The following is an 18,076-nucleotide window of genomic DNA, read 5'->3' on the forward strand; positions in this document are numbered from 1 at the left end:
GATAAATTCCTAAATGACATACAATTTTAGCTATTAAAAAAAATGCCCGAAAAATTCAGGCATTTTTTATATCTTCCTATATCTATTCACGAACTCTAACATCATACTTCCGCAGCCAATGATCAATCTGACATAAATGAGCAATTAACTGTGGCCCTTTCATCAATTGGCCATACCAAGGTTCAGTAAACTCTTTTCCTTCACTTTTTACAATGGCTTCTATTCGATCCCGTTTTACAAAATTGAAAAGTGGCGAATTAGAATCTGCTAGTATTTCCTCCATCCAGTTTACCACCTGACGTGTATACTCTGGTTGAAAGGTTTTCGGATAAGGGCTTTTTTTGCGATACAACACGTCGTCCGGCAATAGCCCTTCCAATGCTTTTCGTAGAATACCTTTTTCTCTACCATCTAAAATTTTCATGTCCCATGGAATATTCCAAACGTATTCAACTAGTTTATGATCTGCGAATGGAACCCTAACCTCAAGACTCGCCCCCATGCTCATTCGATCCTTACGATCCAACAACTGGGCCATAAACCAATGCATATTTAGGTAAAAAAGCTCCCGACGCCGCGCATCTTTTCCGCTTTCCCCATCAAGTCGGGGTGTTTCATTGATTGTTTCGTTATACCGATCCATGACATAGGATTTCAGATTTAATTTAGTTTGCCATTCAGGATGAAGTAAGTCGATCCTTGAATCCAACGATTTCATCCAAGGAAAACCATTTTTTGAACTGGAGGTGTCATGAAACCAAGGGTATCCCCCGAAAATTTCATCTGCACATTCACCTGACAAGCCTACTGTCGTATGCTGCTTAATTCTACGGCAAAACCATAATAGCGAAGAATCGATATCTGCCATCCCAGGTTGATCACGTAACTCAACCGCTTCTTTCAATAGATCTGCTAACTCAAACCCGGTAATCACTTCATTATGATGATCTGTTGAACAATGGTTCACAACTTTTTCAATCCAAGGCTGATCGCTTGAAGGCTGGAACTTACTAGCCTTAAAATATTGATCGTTCCCCTCGTAATCAACCGAAAACGTTGATAAAGGCCCTTTTCCATTTTTTTCATAGTAATTAGAAGCAATAGCAGTAATAGCACTCGAATCTAAACCACCTGATAAAAATGTCGATACCGGAACATCCGCAACCAATTGACGTTGAACAGCATCAACAAACAAACTCCTCACTTTTTCGGACGTTTCATCAACTGAATCATTATGTTCACGGCTTTCCATATTCCAATAACGCCAAACGCGGAGGCCATCCTTCGAAAATGTTAACGCATGGCCTGACCTTAACTCTTTAAACCCTTTAAAGATTCCATGACCAGGAGTTCTTGAAGGACCTAACCCAAATATTTCTGATAGACCATCGTGATCTACCTCAGCATTCACATCATCATGCGCTAAAATCGCTTTTAACTCGGATCCAAAAAGGAAACGTCCATTTGATTCCAGGAAAAACAACGGCTTAACGCCAAGCCGGTCCCTTGCCATGAATAAATGCTCCTTGCCCGCGTCCCAAACGCCAAAAGCATATATTCCGTTTAAGTATCGAACACATTCTTCCTTCCACTCGATATAGGCTGTAAGTAAAACTTCCGTATCTGAAGTCGTATGAAACTGGTACCCTTTATTCCTTAATTCTTTCCGCAATTCTTCCGTATTATATAATTCACCATTATATACAAGTGTGTACGTAACACCGCCATTGTCCTTACTCATCGGCTGTTTTCCACCTTCGAGATCAACAACCGCCAGCCTTTTGTGACCAAAGGCAGCATGTTGGCTCATCCACACCTGCGAGTCATCTGGACCTCTTAATGTCAATGTTTCTGTCATTCTTTTTAATGTGGATTGCTCTGCTCGAACGTTCTTCTGCCAATTAATAATACCTGTAATTCCACACAATATTTATCACTCCCCACGGTAAACTTTTTCTCCGTGGTCAGTTTATGCAATTGGGTGGGCATGTGTCACTATATTTTTTCAAATCCTACTGTGGTCGATTGTCCAAAAAGTTCTGATAAGCAAAACCTTTTACCTCGTCATCCGAGTAGTGGTTAAGCAGTTCATCAACTAGATTTTGGTATTGTGAATAATCCTCCAGACCAGTAAAAGAAGAAGTACCATCAAAGTCAGAACCAAATCCAACCTTTTTCACTCCACCAAGTGAGCATAAATGATCAATGTGTTTTACCACATCAGAAATTGATGCATGCTTACTATCCGGATTAACAAACGGCGGGTGGAAAACAACGTGAATGTTACCATTGTTCGCGAACATTGCTTTGATTTGTTCATCATCAAGATTACGAGGATGATTACAATGTGTCCGTGTGTTTGAATGACTGGCAATCGGGTATTTTGCTAACGCTATAACGTCCCAGAATCCCTTATCCGTTAAATGAGATACGTCGGTATAAACATGATTTTCGTTATTCTGCTTCACCACTTCTTTTCCGAGAAGAGTCAATCCTCCCCCACGTGGTTCTTCTGCTCCATCAGCACAAAGATTAGCATTATTCCAAGTCAGACCAATCGACAAAACGCCTAAGCGGTATAGATGTCTTAGCTTACCTAAATCATTACCAATTGCATCTGCACCTTCCAATGTTAAAACTGCACCAATTTCACCTTCTTGTAATACATCAAAATCCTTCCATGATTTAATGTGCTTCATTTCTGGATTTTTCCCAAGCACCTCTGTATAAAATAAATCCACTTGTTCAAGTGCATGCTGCCATTTTTCCTCGGCGGGGACATCTGGATCAATAAATATAGCAAAAAACTGTGCCATAGACTGCCCAGCTTTTAAATTGTTTAAGTTCGTATGCAAATGCTTTGAATTCTTAAAGTCTAGTGCGCCTTCATTAAAAAACTTGCCACGTTTCGCAAGCTGCAGTTTAAGTAATGCGTCACAATGTGTATCAATTATTTTCATTTGAAAGCCCCCTCGAATGGTTATGTATATTAATATATATGTTAGAGTGACGAAGGTGATAAATCAATATGAAAATCAAACAGAAAAAATACCAAGTAGCGTTAACTACTCAGTACCTATAATTTCAACCTACATAATATGTTATTCGAAATTAGGCAAAATCAATACTTCAACACGTCTGTTTTTTGCCTTATTAGCTTCACTGTTATTAGGCACGATTGGATGATATTCTCCAAAGCCTTTCGCACTAAACTTTTTAGGATCCAGGTTTTCGTTCTCAAGTAATAAACGCATAAAGTGAACAGCTCGTATAGCGCTTAATTCCCAGTTAGAATCAAACTCCTCGTTATGCATAGGACGATTATCCGTGTGCCCGCTGATAACAATATTCCTTGGTGGGTCAGTATTTAAAAAGTTTGAAACCTCTTTTGCAATTTTAACTCCCGCATCCTTTACTTCAGCACTACCGGGATCAAAGAAGACATCATTTAAAATAGTAATTAATAACCCACCATCATCCAGTTGTGTTTTTAGTACTCCGGACAAATTACTTTTTTCAATGTATTCATTAATTCTCCTTTGCAGTTCCTTCAATTCATTTATTTCTTTTTCTTTATTAGTTAAAGGATTTTTCTCTTTCTCTTTCTCTTCCTCTTCTTTCTCTTTTTCTATATCAACGGGAGATTCATTTGGCTTTTTCACAGGACTATCACTATGCTCTAACACACCAACACCGCCGGAAAATTCACCTTTAAAAACACGGGCGAGCTCTTCGAATTTTTCGGCATCTATACTGCTCATTGCAAACAATACAATAAATAATGCAAGTAGAAGGGTTAATAAATCCGCGTATGGCAGTAACCATGATTCGTCTATATGTGGCTCTTTACGCTGTTTCTTTTTGCGCATTGGTTTCCTCCTGATTTACCTTCATTAATTCCCTTGGTGAAAGATAAGACCCTAATTTATCTTTAATAATCTGTGGTGATTCACCATTCGCTATCGATAATATCCCTTCTATCATCACATGTTTGACTTGTGCTTCATTCTTAGATTTTTCTCTTAGTTTATTTGCAAAAGGATGCCAAAGCACATAACCTGAGAAAATACCCATTAAAGTAGCAATAAATGCTGCAGAAATAGCATTAGCTAATAGATTTGTATCTTCCATATGACCAAGCGCTGCGATTAAACCAATTACCGCTCCTAACACACCTAATGTGGGGGCGTATGTACCTGCTTGGCTAAAAATTGCTGCACCTTTAAGATGCCTTTCCTCCATGGCGTCAATCTTTTCCAACATTACATCCCGTATAAAATCTGGTGATTGACCATCAACCACTAATTGCATTCCAGAATATAGAAACGTGTCCTCTGTTTCGTTAAGCTTTCCTTCTAAAGACAAAACACCTTCTCTACGGCTAAGCTCTGACCATTCCGTAAACATTTCAATAACATCTTCTATTTTATTATTTTTTTCCTTTATAAATATAATTTTGAAAAGTGTCGGTACGTTTTTAAGTGTACTCATCGGAAATGCAATGCAAACCGATGCTGCTGTCCCTACAAAAATAATTAATAATGCGGCTGGATTTAATAATGCGACAGGAGGAACCCCTTTTAACGTCATCCCAACCCCGATGGCAATAGCTGCTAATATAATTCCTATAATTGATGCCTTATCCATTACCTAACCCCCGATTTAATAATAAAAATGTCTATAGAATATATATCGGTATTTATATGCAACTTTTTAACTAGAATGGAAAATTTATTAGAAAACTTGGCTTATCGCCAAGCTTCTAATGGCGAAAGCCCTTAGTTGCACTTATACTGGCATTTGCTCAAAAGTCCAATAAAGTATTTCATCATATTTCGGAATCATCAACAGAAGTAGCTTCGCAAATTCAAGGAGTTTCATCATTAACAGAAGAATTAGCTTCATCTTCCGAAAAGGTAAATACATCAATGCGACAGATTTCACAATCCGTCCAGCAATCTGTATCTGGGACAAAGGCAGGTATTCACTCTACTGACCTACAATATGATCTAACAGAAACAACCCTTGATGTCTCCAAAAAACTAATCATTTAACTGCCGAGTTGGAAGGTGTTATTCATACACTCCAGAATGAAGGTTAAAGGCGAACTTATACTATCAAACAATGGAGCCTATTTTTCGAATGAAAAAATAGGCTCCATTTTATTTTGGTAAAAAGCTTAATTGCTTTACACCTTATACAGGTTAATGAAATAATACACATATTAAACCCGACTAATCTTGTAGGAATAAAACTAGGAGGTTACTGATGAAATTAACAGATTTTAATACAACCGAAGAAAGAATCGAAGCATTAAAAGAAAAAATAGTACCCTTTATAGAAAGAGCGCAAAAGCACGATGAAGATGGAACTTTTCCATTTGAGAACTTTAACGATTTGAAAGAAATCGGATATCCTGCATTAACCATTCCAACAGAATATGGTGGATTAGGTATCTCGCTTTATGAAATGCTCCGCATGCAAGAAACCATTGCAAAAGTTGACGGTTCAACAGCACTTTCAATCGGTTGGCATATGGGTATTACAAAATACCTTGGAGAAAATCAGATTTGGAATGAGGAAAAGTACGCTGCCTTTGCCCAAGATGTTTTAAAGACAGGAGCGCTTTTAAATAACGCGGCAACTGAACCAGCTACCGGAAGCCCCACTAGGGGAGGACGCCCTGAAACTTCCGCGAAGAAAACAACCGATGGCTGGGTATTAAATGGTAGAAAAACTTTCACTACCCTAGCACCGATCCTGGATTACTTTGTTGTTAGTGCTTCGATTGAAGCCTCTGATAAAGTTGGCAATTTTCTAATCAAACGAGAAAAAAACGGGGTGGAAATTGAAGAAACATGGGACTCTATTGCAATGAGGGGAACTGGTAGTCATGATCTTGTATTAGAGAACGTGCACGTAAACAACGATGATCTTGTTCAATATTTAACACCTGGCAATAAACCAGCTGCAGGTTGGCTCCTCCATATTCCAGCATGTTACCTAGGAATAGCCCGGGCAGCACAAGAATATGCAATAGATTTTGCATCAAATTATTCGCCCAATAGCATTGAAGGTACAATTTCTGACTTGCCAAACGTCAAACAAAAAATCGGAGAAATGGAATTGCGCTTTATGCAATCGCAACATTTCCTTTACTCCGTAGCAAGAAAATGGGATGAGAGTAGCGAAGAAACTCGTGAAGAAATGAAACCAGAGCTTGGTGCAGTTAAACTTTCAGTCGTGAATCAAGCTGTAGAAATTGTAGATTTAGCCATGCGGATTACAGGTGCACGAAGTTTATCTAAGCAGAACCCTTTGCAACGATACTACCGGGATGTACGTGCAGGTATTCACAACCCACCAATGGATGACATGACAATCATACAACTAGCTTCAACTTCTATTGCTAGGCAGGTAGACTCTAAGTGAAACTAATTATATCTAACAAATATTAAAGGTAAACCAACTCACGGATAGCATCAAGGCTCTCACCTGGGTGAAACAGCGAATTTCAGTTTTTCGACAGGAATTGAGCAGGGTATGCCATTACCCGATTTTAAGTCGATATTTCCCGGGAAATGACTAATCTGAATACAAGACGAAAAGTCGCTAGTAGACGAAATCTACTAGCGACTTTTACTTTGGCATGAATCTAAAAACGCCTGATAGACTCTACATGAAGCTTCGTCTTTTGTTTCTACCATCTTTTCCGGGTGCCATTGCAATCCCAACACAAACGTATGTTCTTTACTCTCGATTGCCTCAACTATCCCATCATTGGATTTTCCACTAACTTGAAATGGATGAATAACCTTTCGATTAGCTTGATGATGCATGCTATTTACCTTTAATCTATTCACACCGGTCAGACGATGCAGAAGACTGTCTTTTAAAACAGTGACAAAATGTGAACCATGTCCTTTTGGTGCACGCTGTCGATGTTGTAATAAATCGTGGTCAGTTTGAGAGTAAATATCCTGATACATATCTCCCTCCACCGCAATATTCAGTATCTGACAGCCACGACATATGGCTAATATAGGTTTATCCTTCTCAAGCATTTTTTTAATTAATAGCATTTCAAAATAATCACGCGCAGGTATAATAGTTCCAAGATTTGGATGTGGCTCTTCTCCGAACAACGTAGGATCAATGTCATATCCACCTGTAGCATACAAACCATCAATTGTATTAGCAATTTGAGTAATAGACTCTTCATCTACTAGATTCGGTAGTATAATGGGGGTTCCACCTGCCTGCGTAATCACGCTTATATTATCTGAGTTAACAAAATAAGTTTCTTCATCTAGTTCCATTGATGACGTGACCCCAATTAGTGGTTTCATTAGTTTCCCTCCTGTTAAATTGAATAGGTTTAACAAAATTACTTAGTCCTTTAAAAAATCCTCAATCCGCTTCACATAGGGTTCCTTGTTATACGAGAAGTATAGCTGACTCGATAACTTAATAGGATCGCCAAAGAAAAACCGTTCATATAACGTTTCGCGTGTACCAAATGAACTCATCGTTAAATCCCACGCTAAACGGAAAAGCTTAACACGTTCCTCCGCGTTGCAGGATTTAGCCTGCAAATATTGATCTATATCTTTCCTAACATTCGACTGAAATGCATTTTCAGTTGGGATCGACATTAATCCGCTTGCACCTAAAAGCTGTATAATTTCGGTAAACCTTGGATAAACACGTGGAAACGTATTAATGGCAATTTGTAATGTCATTCGATCTGGTCTCATAAATCCCCACTCATCGATTTCAGCTTCGTCCTCTGATTTGATCACTAAAGCTTTCATCGTCTCTAATGCAACAATAATTTCTGAAGCCTTCTCCTGTACATGCTGATATTCTCCAATGTTAATCGTATTAATGATGGATTGGACGACACCTAAAACAAATTCCGTTTTAACAATTTGCCTGGAAACAGCTTGATGCAATGTAAAAGGCAAAAATGTACTGGATGCCATGAAACTATTCGATACTTCAATGTTGTCATAATAAAAGACTCGATCCCACGGAATTAATACATTGTCAAAAACAACAATCGTGTCCATCTCTTCAAACTTTGAGCTTAACGGATAATTAAATGAAGATTCCCCACCCACAAACGATTCTCTACAAACAAACCTCAGACCCTTACTATTACTTGGTATAGAAAACGCAAATCCATTCGCTTTATCTTGGATCCCACCTGCTGAAAAAACAAGGATTTCATCGGTTATACCACCCTGTGTCGCAAGAAGTCGTGCACCTTTTACGACAATACCTTCTTCGTTCCTTTCCACTACTTTGGCAGCAATAGGCTCATCGGTATCTTCAAAATAAAATTGCGCTCTATTTACTTGTGGATCAATAAAAGTATGTGTCATGGATAGATCATTTTCACGAGCATATTCATAAAACTTGGTTATGTTTTCAGGAAAACAATTTTCTTTTCCTTTCAGAAAATCTATAGAAGAAGCAAACGCCATTAACACTGTATTCATATAGTCAGGGCTTCTTCCCATCATTCCATTGTTCGATTTAGCCCAGTGTTGAACCATTATTCGTCTTTTCACTAAATCTTCTCGCGTTTTTGGCTGTAAATAAGACACACCTACTCGATCACCAGTTAACGGTGATGGATAGGTCATAACGTCATTTATTGATTGTTTATGCTGCAAGTCATAAAGAGCAGCTTGGCTTTTTATTACCCCTTTAAATGCAGGATGTTCCGAAATCTTTCCTGGCACCGGTTTCCCGTCTACCCATATATTCGTGTTAAGCTGATCTATCCGCTTAATATAGTCATTTCCGGTAATAGCTGGCATACACACACCCCTAAAGCTAATAGCTGATTGTTTTTTAATGGATGAATTGAAATTGTTCATCCATTTCTATAGTTGTATATTATTAATATACTTTTTCAATTGTGCCTGTGTGGGGTGTTTTCATATACACAAAAGAAGTAATCGCCATGTTTAATGGGCCGATTACTTCTTTTTTAGCAGTTAAGAAAGTATAAATCCTTTCTTACTGCATAAGTGCAACTAAGGCTTGGCGCCAAGTTTTCTAAGAATGCAGATTTTTAAACAGGGTGTGGCCCTTACTCAGCTACCGAAGCCCACTTGTATTCATAAAGAGCACCAAATGAGTTGTTTATAACACCTTTCATCCTAGGCGAGTTTAACTCGGCAGAACCGCTTTGATAAACTGGTGCAATTGCTGCATCTTCAAACAGAATCTTTTCTGCTTGCAGGAACGCTTCATATCGTTCGACAGGCTTAAGTGCTAGCTCGTTTGCAGTTTTTTCCATTAATTTATCATATTCAGGATTGGAATATCCCATCTTATTGTTTCCACCATCTGTTATAAATAGATTTAAGAACGTGTATGGATCTAGGTAGTCAGGGAACCAAGATGAAAATTGAATCTGATAGTCCATTGAATCATCCAACGCCAATCGTTGTTCAAATGGCACTTGTTTCAATTTAATCTCTAACCCTTTAAGATTTTCTTCTAATTGATGGGCAATGTATTCGCCCATTTCCTTAGACGTTTCACTATCACTAGATAAAAATTCAAGTTCTATCTTGTCCTTACCTAGTTCCTCTAAACCTTTTTTCCAAAACTCCTGTGCAGCCTCAACATCAAACGTAACGAGGTCGCCACTAACTTCGCGGAAGTCTTTTCCAGACTCTGGCATTGTTACGAAGTTCTTAGGCACAAAACCATTTGCTACAATTGATCCATCATTCAAAATTTCATCAACTAAAGCTTGCTTATTAAACGCTCGACTAATTGCTTTTCGAATATTTTTATTTGCAAGTGCTTCAGATTTGGTCTGATTCATTTTAAGGTAATATACACCTGTACCAAGTGTAATTTCAAAATCTTCATGTGAACCATACACATCGACTAGTTCTGAAGTAAGAGCCGTACTGTCCAACTTACCTTTTTCATATAAATCCACTCCTACTTGCGGATCTTTGACAACATTATAGGTTAGTTTTTCAAGTGTTACAGTTTCCGCGTCCCAGTAATCTTCATTTTTTTCATAATACCAAGATTCAGCGGTACTCTTCCATTCCTTTAATACAAATGGTCCATTTGATAATAAAGTATCCGAGCTTGTTGCATAGTCGTCACCTTGTTCCTTAACGAACTTTTCGTTTAATGGATAATATGTACCAAATGTAGTTAATGACTCAAAATAAGGAATTGCTTTTTCAAGTGTCACAACTAAAGTGTGGTCACCGTCTGCTTTAACACCTAATGTGTCAACTGATTTCTTACCCTCACTGATAGCGGTTGCATTTTTAAGTACGCCGCCCATCATGTAAGGTCCATATTCGGAACCAGTTTCAGGGTTTACCGCACGTTGCCATGCATACACGAAGTCATGTGCAGTTACAGGATCACCATTGGACCAGACTGCATCCTCTCTAAGTGTAAACGTCCACGTAAGTGCGTCTTCACTAATACTGTGTTCTGTTGCCATTCCATCAACAATTTCTCCACCCTCACCTAAACGATATAGACCTTCCTTTGTACTACTTAACGCTTGAAATGCTAGTAAATCTGTCGCTAAGGAAGAATCCATTGTAGGAATAACAGCTGATGCGGTTAGATTAAATACTTGCTCTACATCACCACTAGCCTCAACTGACTCTTTTTCTTTCTCATTACTAGCTTCACTAGTTCCTTCACTAGTTTCCTCTCCTTTATCTCCGGAGCAGGCAACCATGAATATACTAAGTAGTAAACCTAGCATTAAAAGTAACGAAAATTTTGATAATTTCATCTGTAATACTCCCCCTAGTAAATAACATATAGTAACGCTTATAAAATTATTGTTTTAATTATATTATTTTTCAGTCAATTATACAAGCAGTTCTTTTTACCCATTTGAGCTAAATACGACATCTACACACAATTACTTTTTCAAATAGTGATAAATTTCCCAGCCAATATCCGAAATAAAGTGGGGAGATTGGAAGTCGTCCACACCTTTCGACAGAACGGAAGCAATCATTGCCCGGTTCCCTACATAAAAAACACCTATATCATGACAAGCACCCGAAATAGAACCAGTTTTGTGCGCTAGCTCCCACTCATTCGGTACTCCTATTATCTCTGAATCTTGTTCTGTAAGTCTACCAGGTAAACAATTTTGAAGTTGCTGTTTCTTCATCATATCTATCATTTGTTCACAAGCATGCATAGATACAACATCACCCGCTACCAATTGCTGAAGCATGGATGTCATCTCTGATGCTGTAACTTGGTTAACTCCATCAAGATTAGCAGGAACAACCATAAGCTTATTATAAAATTTGCTTTTCTCTAGACCCATAACTTTCATCGTCTCACGAATTTTTTCCTTACCAACAAGATCAATGGCTATATTGGTGGCAGTATTATCACTTTGAATGATCATCAGCGTCATAATATCGTAAATCGTTAGTTTAGTTCCAGGTGTCATATGCTGCAGTACTCCAGACCCTCCTACTAATTCTTCCTTTCTTAATTCAACTGTATCACTCAATGAAAATTCCCTATCATCAAAAGCAGTATAGGCAGCTACTAAAATAGGAACCTTTATAACACTGGCAGCATAAAAAAGTTCATCCCCGTTGCTTGTCCATGTTTCTTTCGTATTGAGGTCTTTAAGTGCAATTCCCCATGTGCCACCTGCTTTTTCAGTGATGGCTTGTATGTTGTTTGTTAGTTGTTTCATGTATATAACCCCCTCGAAAAATACCTATACATATTAATATTCGACAAAACAGTCTACTTTCCTTTATTTTAAATAAGATATCAAAGTTCCCACTATAAAAACATCTAAAAAGGAGCAGACATCACTGTGACTGCTCCCCTTTCTATGTTTGAAACTAAGCTTCCTTATTCTTATAAACTTCCATAAACAATTTCACCATTAACCATCACTGCATTTCGAATAGGTTTTCGTGCTACTAATTCAGCAGATGAAGCAGCATCTACAAATACAAAATCAGCTGGGTCTTCTTTCTTTGGCCACTGTTTTTCTCCTTGATTATTCAAAGGTGTTACCCCTTTTGTCGCCCATTTCAAGGACTTGCGTAACTGATTTTCATCCTTAAGACCTGCCAGTTCACAAAATTTAGTTACCTTCTCCAACACATCACCTGTCCCATGTGGACTCCAAGAATCAAAAAATCCATCGCATCCAAAATGAACATCAACACCATGCTTATCTAACAACTGTACAGGAGGTAATGATTTGGTAAGGGGGATCGTCGACATAACTGCCACCTTTTGTTCTGCTAATCGTTCAGCAAGCTGGTGTGCGCGTACCTCTGGAACCTCCCCAATACAAAATGCATGACTAATCGCGCTCCGTCCTTGCCAACCTGCATCTGCGGCCATATCCAACCATTTTTCAATGGTATACCATCCCATATGGCCCCCATCATGAAGGTGAATATCTACATCTGCATCAAATTCTGCAGCTATATCCATCGTTTTGTACAATGACTTTTCAATCGACCGATCAATTCCCGCCGGATCCAATCCACCAACCATAGTTGCTCCAGATCGCATGGCTTCCCTCATTAAATTTGGAACCTCGTCCCTAAGCAGTCCGTGTTGTGGGAATGCAATTATATCTGCAGTAATAATCCCTTTATAATCCTCTAATGCAGCTAAAACTCCCTCGAGATTTTTCAATCCTATGTAAGGATCAATGTTTACATGTGTCCGAATGTGTGTGGACCCTTGAGATAAAAGTGTTTCAATCATTGTTTTCGCACGTTGCTTCGTAGTAGGAGCTAGTTCTATAAGTTCTTCAGCCTCATAATGAAGTCTTTCCTTTAAATTTCGAACCGGTTTACACGCTTTCCATCCTAAACTCATATAGGTCTTGTCTAGATGATTATGCATTTCTTTAAATGTCGGCACGGCTAAAAGTCCTTTAGCATCCAGTTTCCTGCTATCTGAATCAGGAATAGAATTGTGTTCATGAATCTGATCAACAATCTTTCCTTCTTCGACTTTCAGATGAAAAATCCCTGTTTTTGTGGAACCGTAACCTTCCTCATCTGTATAACTTCCTGTTTCTAATTTCACATTTTGAACCCATGTTGTCTTCATCGGTTTATAAACCTCCTTTCTATACTTGAACGGCATCTATATTAGTTTCAATCTTTTTCCCTTGATGAATAGTATGAGAAATCGATTTTCTTCGAGCCACTGCCTCCGCCGAACAACTTGCATCGACAATTAGCATATCAGCTTTATCGCCAATTTTTGGCCATACTTGTTCACCCGAATTATTTAATGGGGTAATACCACCACTAGCAAACTTCCATACTTGGCTTAATGATTTTTCATCTATTAATTTAAAACGTTCCGCTAATATACTTAGTTTTTCAATTGTATTCCCAGTTCCAAAAGGACTCCAATGATCAGTCAAGCTATCATGTCCCACAGAAACAGGAATTCCTGCCTTATCTAAAGTGAAAATCGGAACCGTCGGACGATTAATTGGTATGGTTGAAGTAATATCAATTTGAGCAGATTGAAGCAACTCAATTGTTTCCTGTAAATCATTACCTGATAAATCTCCAAGTGCCAGGGCATGGCTAATAGTCACCTTGCCTTCTAAATTCGCTTGCTTTGTTAAAGTAGCTAGTTTATCAAATGTGAATGCACCAAGTGAATCCGGATCATGCAAATGAAGATCCATCCCAGCCCCAGCTTGAACAGCAATATCGACCATCGTTTCTAATGAGCGGTCAATATCACGATCAACCGTCGCCGGATCAACACCACCAACTAAAGTTGCTCCCGATTGCATCGCTTCACGCATTAATCCTTCTACATTACTTCGAAGTAATCCATGCTGCGGAAATGCCACAATTTCATATGTCAGTTGACTTTTATAACGTTCAAGTACCTTAACCGTTACCTCAAGATTTTTCAATCCAATAGATGGATCGATATTGCAATGGCTACGAATATGGGTATGACCCTGAGCAAGTAAATGCTGTACTACTCTTTCAGCTCGTTTCTCTGCCACCGCTAATTGTTTCGGTAACAGCTTTTGTTCTTCTTCTATTCTTGTAAAAATGCCATTCGTTATCGGCTTGCATGCTTTCCATGGACCACTAAAGTATGTTTTATCAATATGGATGTGCATTTCACGAAGAGATGGCATCAACAACTGACCGTTAGCCTCAAGAATAGCTATATCTTCCGGAACCTCAATCGAATCATTAATTTCTATAATGACGCCCTGCCTCACTAGGATATCTTTCTTTTCTGTGTTCGTTTTCAAAATAACTCCGTCTTGCTCGTCAAACCCTGTTTCTAACTGGGCATTTTTAATTAATAAGTTTTGCATGAAATATTCCTCCTTATAATGTAGAAAGGGGGATTAACCCCCTTTCACCAGTTTCCTAATTACTTAACAGTAGCATTGTCAATCATGATGTAACTAACTGGACTTATCTTAAAGTCTTCCACATTGTTATTGTATACGGCTAAATGTTGATAATTTCGAATCGGAATGTACACCGCATCTTCCATTTCAATTTTCATAGCCTTCTCGTATAACTCTTCTCGTTTCTCTGAGCTAGTTTCGCTACGAGCAGTTTCTAGTAATTTGTCTACTTTATTATTTGAATAATAGAATAGGTTTCCTGCTAGACCGTGAGAATCAGAATGGAACAAGTTATATTGGTTATAATCACCATCGCCTGTTGCATTACCCCATCCACTGATCATCATCTGGTAATCACCTTTATCTATCGCGTCAATATATGCGCCATACTCAAGCACCTGAATTTCAACGTTTACTCCAATACCCTTGAGTTGAGATTTAATAACCTCTGCCATTCTCACTCGTTCTTGACGATCGTTCGTAACCAATGTCAGATTAACGCCATCTTTAAATCCTGCTTCTTCCATTAATTGCTTGGCTTTATTAATATTGTACTCATATGGCTTAATATTTTCACTATATCCAAAAACTTTAGGACTCATTGCTGAATTTGCTAATGTTCCTACATCATTAAATATCCCTTTTATAATTGCATCCCGTTCAACCGCATGACTAATTGCTTTACGTAGTTTCACATTATCTACTGGAGCGTTCTGCACGTTAAAAGCAATGTAACTAACCGCTAATCCATCTGTCTGATAGAGGTTCAACGTATCGGAATTTTTGATTCGCTCAATTTCAGAAATTGGCACAGTATCTGTAATATGTGCTTCCCCGGTTTCAATCATTGCAAGCCTTGTAGCAGATTCAGGAATCACCTCAAAAACAACCTTATCAATTTTAGGTTTTTCACCCCAGTAATCCTCGTTTTTGACAAGTGTAATATCTTGTCCAGTATTCCATGATTCAAAAACAAATGGTCCCGTTCCCACAGGATGGGATGCCAGTGATTTTGGACTTTCAGCAATCGCCTTTGGGCTGATGATGCTTCCCTCATTACTTGCCAAAATAGACAAGAGGGGAGCGTATGGTTTACTTAATATTAACTGAACCGTCGCCTCATCTATTACCTTTACTTCTTCAATCATACCTAATTTTTCTCTTTGTGGTGAACCCGTTTCTGGATCAAGCAATCGATCAAAAGTGGCTTTTACAGCTTTTGCGTTAAATGGAGCACCATCATGGAATGTGATACCTTCATTCAATTTAAACTGCCAAGTCGTTTCATCTATCTGTTTCCAATCTTTTGCTAGATTTGGAACAATTTCCATGTCATCATTAAATGCTACAAGCGTTTCATATACCTTTTGATAAATAATATTTGCAGAATCAATATTGGTAATAAAATGAGGGTCAAGATTTGTTGCATCCGCCTTAATAAGAACCTTTAACGTTCCCCCCTCTGCATTAGCTTCACTCTGTGAACCGTCATCCGACTCCTCAGCACCGCCAGTTGTCGAACATGCCTGAAGAAACATAACCGTAAGTAAAAGGACTACAAGCATTAAACCAGACTTTCCGTGAACGAAACGTTTTAACTTTGTCATACATTGACCATCCCTTTCTATTTTGTGATTACTACCGCAACACTTATTAGCATTATAAGAGATAATAGCTTATTTTTTTTGCAGTATTTTTACAATTGTTTAAGGTATTTTGACAATTTAGAATAATAGGATTTACTTTCATCTAAAATCCTCTATTCTTAATTTACAAAGTAACACTGAATTCAAAAAGGGGGTCCTATTATGGAAGCACAATTAAAACCGCAACAAGAATCGATATCGTTTAATGAGATTCGAAAACAACAACGCATAGAAAGAGTAAAAGAATTCACCGAAAAGTTAGTTCGAAATAAGGCTGCATTAGCAGGAGGATTAATTGTTCTATTTTATATAGTAATCGCACTATTTGCTCCAGTGCTTGCACCTTACGATCCGTTGGCGATTGACTTACCGAATAAACTTCAGCCACCATCGTTTGAACATTGGATGGGTACTGATGATAAAGGAAGAGATATTTTAAGTCGCATTCTGTATGGATCACGTCTATCCATGTCAGTCGGACTTGCGGCTGTGGTTTTCGGGGCTGTTTTCGGAATTATTATGGGAATGGCAGCAGGCTACTATGGCGGAATAATTGACTCAATTCTTAGCCGGTTACTTGATATTATGCTTGCATTTCCAGGAATTTTGTTGGCACTGGCAATTATTAGTGCTTTAGGGCCAAGCCTATTCAATGTAACAGTAGCTGTTGGTGTGTTTTCCGTACCATTATTTGCACGAATAGCACGTGGTTCAACAATGGAAGTACGAAAACTAGAATATGTTGATGCCATTCGCTCCCTTGGGGCCCATGATGGCATAATTATTTTCAAACATATACTACCTAATATTTTGTCTCCTTTAATTGTGCAAGGAACGTTACGCCTAGCAACAGCAATTCTATCAGCAGCCGGTCTATCATTTCTTGGACTAGGGGCACAGCCACCTTCACCCGAATGGGGTGCAATGCTTTCAAATGGACGTGATTATATTTTCAGCGCCCCATACATGGCCATCTTCCCAGGTTTAACAATTGCATTATTAGTAATGGGTTGTAACCTATTTGGGGACGGTTTACGGGATGCACTCGATCCAAGAATGAAATCATAAAAAGGAGGAAAACTTATGCTTGCTTTTATAACCAAACGACTACTTCAAACGATTCCCGTTGTTATCGGTATTACCCTAGTTATCTTTTTAATCATGCAAATGGTTCCAGGCGATTCAGCTCAAGTTCTTGCAGGAAAGGGTGCTTCACAGGAAACGGTTGAGGCTCTCAGGCACGATCTCGGTTTAGACCGCCCTCTCCATGTACAGTACTTCGATTATATAACCGGACTATTTCAAGGAGACCTTGGAATTTCCGCGAAAAGTCATCAGCCTGTTATTGATGAAATCATGACGCGACTGCCAATATCAATTGAGCTTGCGTTTTATAGTACCTTAATAACCATCATTCTCGGAATGACAGCGGGAATAATTTCAGCAGTACGTCCGTACTCAGCATCAGATATGAGCGTTATGGTTGTAGCGCTACTTGGGATTTCCTTCCCTAGTTTTTGGTTAGGTTTGATTCTCATGTACATTTTTTCAGTTGAGTTACAGTGGTTTCCAGTTGCTGGATGGGAAAGTATTCGTCACATGGTGCTACCAGCCTTTACACTTGGCGCGAGTGGAGCTGCCATTGTTGCACGCATGACCCGTTCAAGCATGTTAGAGGTTGTAAGGCAAGATTATATTCGAACTGCACGGGCCAAAGGGATACGAGGGTATCTAGTCATTTACAAACATGCATTAAGAAATGCACTAATCCCGGTAATCACGGTTGTTGGACTTCAATTTGGGGCTCTACTTGGTGGTACTGTTTTAATAGAATCCGTGTTTGCTATAAACGGACTTGGACGACTAATAGTAGATTCAATCCGAATGCGCGATATACCAATGGTTCAGGGTGGAATACTCGTTGCTTCTCTAGTATTTGTAATTGTTAACTTGTTTGTTGATATTATGTACCGATTTTTCAACCGTCGAATTGACTTAAATTAAAGGGAGT

Annotated in this window: 15 protein-coding genes; 4 read left to right on the top strand and 11 right to left on the bottom strand. The window is 38.6% G+C overall.

Features of this window, described 5'->3' with window-relative positions:
- Nucleotides 1–82 precede the first annotated feature (82 nt).
- The 4 genes from asnB to motA form a co-directional block, all read right to left on the bottom strand.
- On the bottom strand, nucleotides 83–1,927 hold the full coding sequence (gene asnB / locus LG329_RS06190; protein WP_404454737.1) for an asparagine synthase (glutamine-hydrolyzing): 1,845 nt from the start codon (nucleotides 1,925–1,927) through the stop codon (nucleotides 83–85).
- 85 nt (nucleotides 1,928–2,012) lie between these two features.
- Complete coding sequence (locus LG329_RS06195) at nucleotides 2,013–2,960, bottom strand: dipeptidase (RefSeq protein WP_404454740.1); 948 nt, start codon at nucleotides 2,958–2,960, stop codon at nucleotides 2,013–2,015.
- 141 nt (nucleotides 2,961–3,101) lie between these two features.
- Nucleotides 3,102–3,869, bottom strand: a complete 768-nt coding sequence (gene motB / locus LG329_RS06200; RefSeq protein WP_404454743.1) for a flagellar motor protein MotB — start codon at nucleotides 3,867–3,869, stop codon at nucleotides 3,102–3,104.
- Nucleotides 3,847–4,647 (bottom strand): flagellar motor stator protein MotA, encoded by an 801-nt coding sequence (gene motA / locus LG329_RS06205; RefSeq protein ID WP_404454746.1) that lies wholly within the window; start codon nucleotides 4,645–4,647, stop codon nucleotides 3,847–3,849. Before motA ends, motB begins: the two co-directional genes overlap by 23 nt.
- A 281-nt stretch (nucleotides 4,648–4,928) precedes the next feature.
- Between motA and LG329_RS06210 the strand changes: the two genes are divergently transcribed.
- Both LG329_RS06210 and LG329_RS06215 read left to right on the top strand, forming a co-directional pair.
- Complete coding sequence (locus LG329_RS06210) at nucleotides 4,929–5,054, top strand: hypothetical protein (RefSeq protein ID WP_404454749.1); 126 nt, start codon at nucleotides 4,929–4,931, stop codon at nucleotides 5,052–5,054.
- Between the two features lie 214 nt (nucleotides 5,055–5,268).
- Entirely contained in the window at nucleotides 5,269–6,432 is a 1,164-nt protein-coding gene (locus tag LG329_RS06215; protein ID WP_404454752.1) for an acyl-CoA dehydrogenase family protein, read from the top strand.
- Between the two features lie 197 nt (nucleotides 6,433–6,629).
- On the opposite strand, the gene LG329_RS06220 is transcribed toward LG329_RS06215, so the two are convergent.
- The 7 genes from LG329_RS06220 to LG329_RS06250 all read right to left on the bottom strand — a co-directional run bounded on the left by LG329_RS06220 (nucleotide 6,630) and on the right by LG329_RS06250 (nucleotide 16,026).
- A complete protein-coding gene (locus tag LG329_RS06220) occupies nucleotides 6,630–7,349 on the bottom strand; it encodes a gamma-glutamyl-gamma-aminobutyrate hydrolase family protein (protein ID WP_404454754.1) in 720 nt (239 codons plus the stop codon).
- A gap of 42 nt (nucleotides 7,350–7,391) precedes the next feature.
- A complete protein-coding gene (gene hpaB, locus LG329_RS06225; protein WP_404454756.1) occupies nucleotides 7,392–8,828 on the bottom strand; it encodes a 4-hydroxyphenylacetate 3-monooxygenase, oxygenase component in 1,437 nt (478 codons plus the stop codon).
- Nucleotides 8,829–9,103: 275 nt separating this feature from the next.
- Nucleotides 9,104–10,801, bottom strand: a complete 1,698-nt coding sequence (locus LG329_RS06230; protein WP_404454759.1) for a peptide ABC transporter substrate-binding protein — start codon at nucleotides 10,799–10,801, stop codon at nucleotides 9,104–9,106.
- Between the two features lie 132 nt (nucleotides 10,802–10,933).
- Nucleotides 10,934–11,737 carry a serine hydrolase gene (locus LG329_RS06235; protein ID WP_404454762.1) on the bottom strand — a complete coding sequence of 268 codons (804 nt, stop codon included), beginning with the start codon at nucleotides 11,735–11,737 and terminating at the stop codon, nucleotides 10,934–10,936.
- 170 nt (nucleotides 11,738–11,907) lie between these two features.
- Entirely contained in the window at nucleotides 11,908–13,128 is a 1,221-nt protein-coding gene (locus LG329_RS06240) for an amidohydrolase (protein ID WP_404454765.1), read from the bottom strand.
- 19 nt (nucleotides 13,129–13,147) lie between these two features.
- Complete coding sequence (locus LG329_RS06245) at nucleotides 13,148–14,380, bottom strand: amidohydrolase (RefSeq protein WP_404454768.1); 1,233 nt, start codon at nucleotides 14,378–14,380, stop codon at nucleotides 13,148–13,150.
- 59 nt (nucleotides 14,381–14,439) lie between these two features.
- Nucleotides 14,440–16,026, bottom strand: coding sequence for a glutathione ABC transporter substrate-binding protein (locus LG329_RS06250; RefSeq protein WP_404454771.1), 1,587 nt, complete (start codon nucleotides 16,024–16,026; stop codon nucleotides 14,440–14,442).
- A gap of 201 nt (nucleotides 16,027–16,227) precedes the next feature.
- On the opposite strand from LG329_RS06250, the gene LG329_RS06255 reads away from it, so the two are divergent.
- Nucleotides 16,228–17,133, top strand: a complete 906-nt coding sequence (locus LG329_RS06255; protein WP_404454774.1) for an ABC transporter permease — start codon at nucleotides 16,228–16,230, stop codon at nucleotides 17,131–17,133.
- 15 nt (nucleotides 17,134–17,148) lie between these two features.
- Nucleotides 17,149–18,069 (top strand): ABC transporter permease, encoded by a 921-nt coding sequence (locus tag LG329_RS06260; RefSeq protein ID WP_404454777.1) that lies wholly within the window; start codon nucleotides 17,149–17,151, stop codon nucleotides 18,067–18,069.
- The last annotated feature ends 7 nt before the right edge of the window (nucleotides 18,070–18,076 follow it).

Source organism: Virgibacillus necropolis, from assembly GCF_044793635.1.
Classification (GTDB): Bacteria; Bacillota; Bacilli; order Bacillales; family Amphibacillaceae; genus Virgibacillus_F; species Virgibacillus_F necropolis_A.

What these genes read in the sequence shown, in the direction of transcription:
- LG329_RS06255 (WP_404454774.1), top strand. Translation starts at nt 16,228, where the DNA reads ATGGAAGCACAATTAAAACCGCAACAAGAATCGATATCGTTTAATGAG.
- LG329_RS06260 (WP_404454777.1), top strand. Translation starts at nt 17,149, where the DNA reads ATGCTTGCTTTTATAACCAAACGACTACTTCAAACGATTCCCGTTGTT.
- LG329_RS06230 (WP_404454759.1), bottom strand. Translation starts at nt 10,801, where the DNA reads ATGAAATTATCAAAATTTTCGTTACTTTTAATGCTAGGTTTACTACTT.
- LG329_RS06250 (WP_404454771.1), bottom strand. Translation starts at nt 16,026, where the DNA reads ATGACAAAGTTAAAACGTTTCGTTCACGGAAAGTCTGGTTTAATGCTT.
- LG329_RS06235 (WP_404454762.1), bottom strand. Translation starts at nt 11,737, where the DNA reads ATGAAACAACTAACAAACAACATACAAGCCATCACTGAAAAAGCAGGT.
- LG329_RS06210 (WP_404454749.1), top strand. Translation starts at nt 4,929, where the DNA reads ATGCGACAGATTTCACAATCCGTCCAGCAATCTGTATCTGGGACAAAG.
- motB (WP_404454743.1), bottom strand. Translation starts at nt 3,869, where the DNA reads ATGCGCAAAAAGAAACAGCGTAAAGAGCCACATATAGACGAATCATGG.
- LG329_RS06240 (WP_404454765.1), bottom strand. Translation starts at nt 13,128, where the DNA reads ATGAAGACAACATGGGTTCAAAATGTGAAATTAGAAACAGGAAGTTAT.
- LG329_RS06215 (WP_404454752.1), top strand. Translation starts at nt 5,269, where the DNA reads ATGAAATTAACAGATTTTAATACAACCGAAGAAAGAATCGAAGCATTA.
- motA (WP_404454746.1), bottom strand. Translation starts at nt 4,647, where the DNA reads ATGGATAAGGCATCAATTATAGGAATTATATTAGCAGCTATTGCCATC.
- LG329_RS06245 (WP_404454768.1), bottom strand. Translation starts at nt 14,380, where the DNA reads ATGCAAAACTTATTAATTAAAAATGCCCAGTTAGAAACAGGGTTTGAC.
- LG329_RS06220 (WP_404454754.1), bottom strand. Translation starts at nt 7,349, where the DNA reads ATGAAACCACTAATTGGGGTCACGTCATCAATGGAACTAGATGAAGAA.
- hpaB (WP_404454756.1), bottom strand. Translation starts at nt 8,828, where the DNA reads ATGCCAGCTATTACCGGAAATGACTATATTAAGCGGATAGATCAGCTT.
- LG329_RS06195 (WP_404454740.1), bottom strand. Translation starts at nt 2,960, where the DNA reads ATGAAAATAATTGATACACATTGTGACGCATTACTTAAACTGCAGCTT.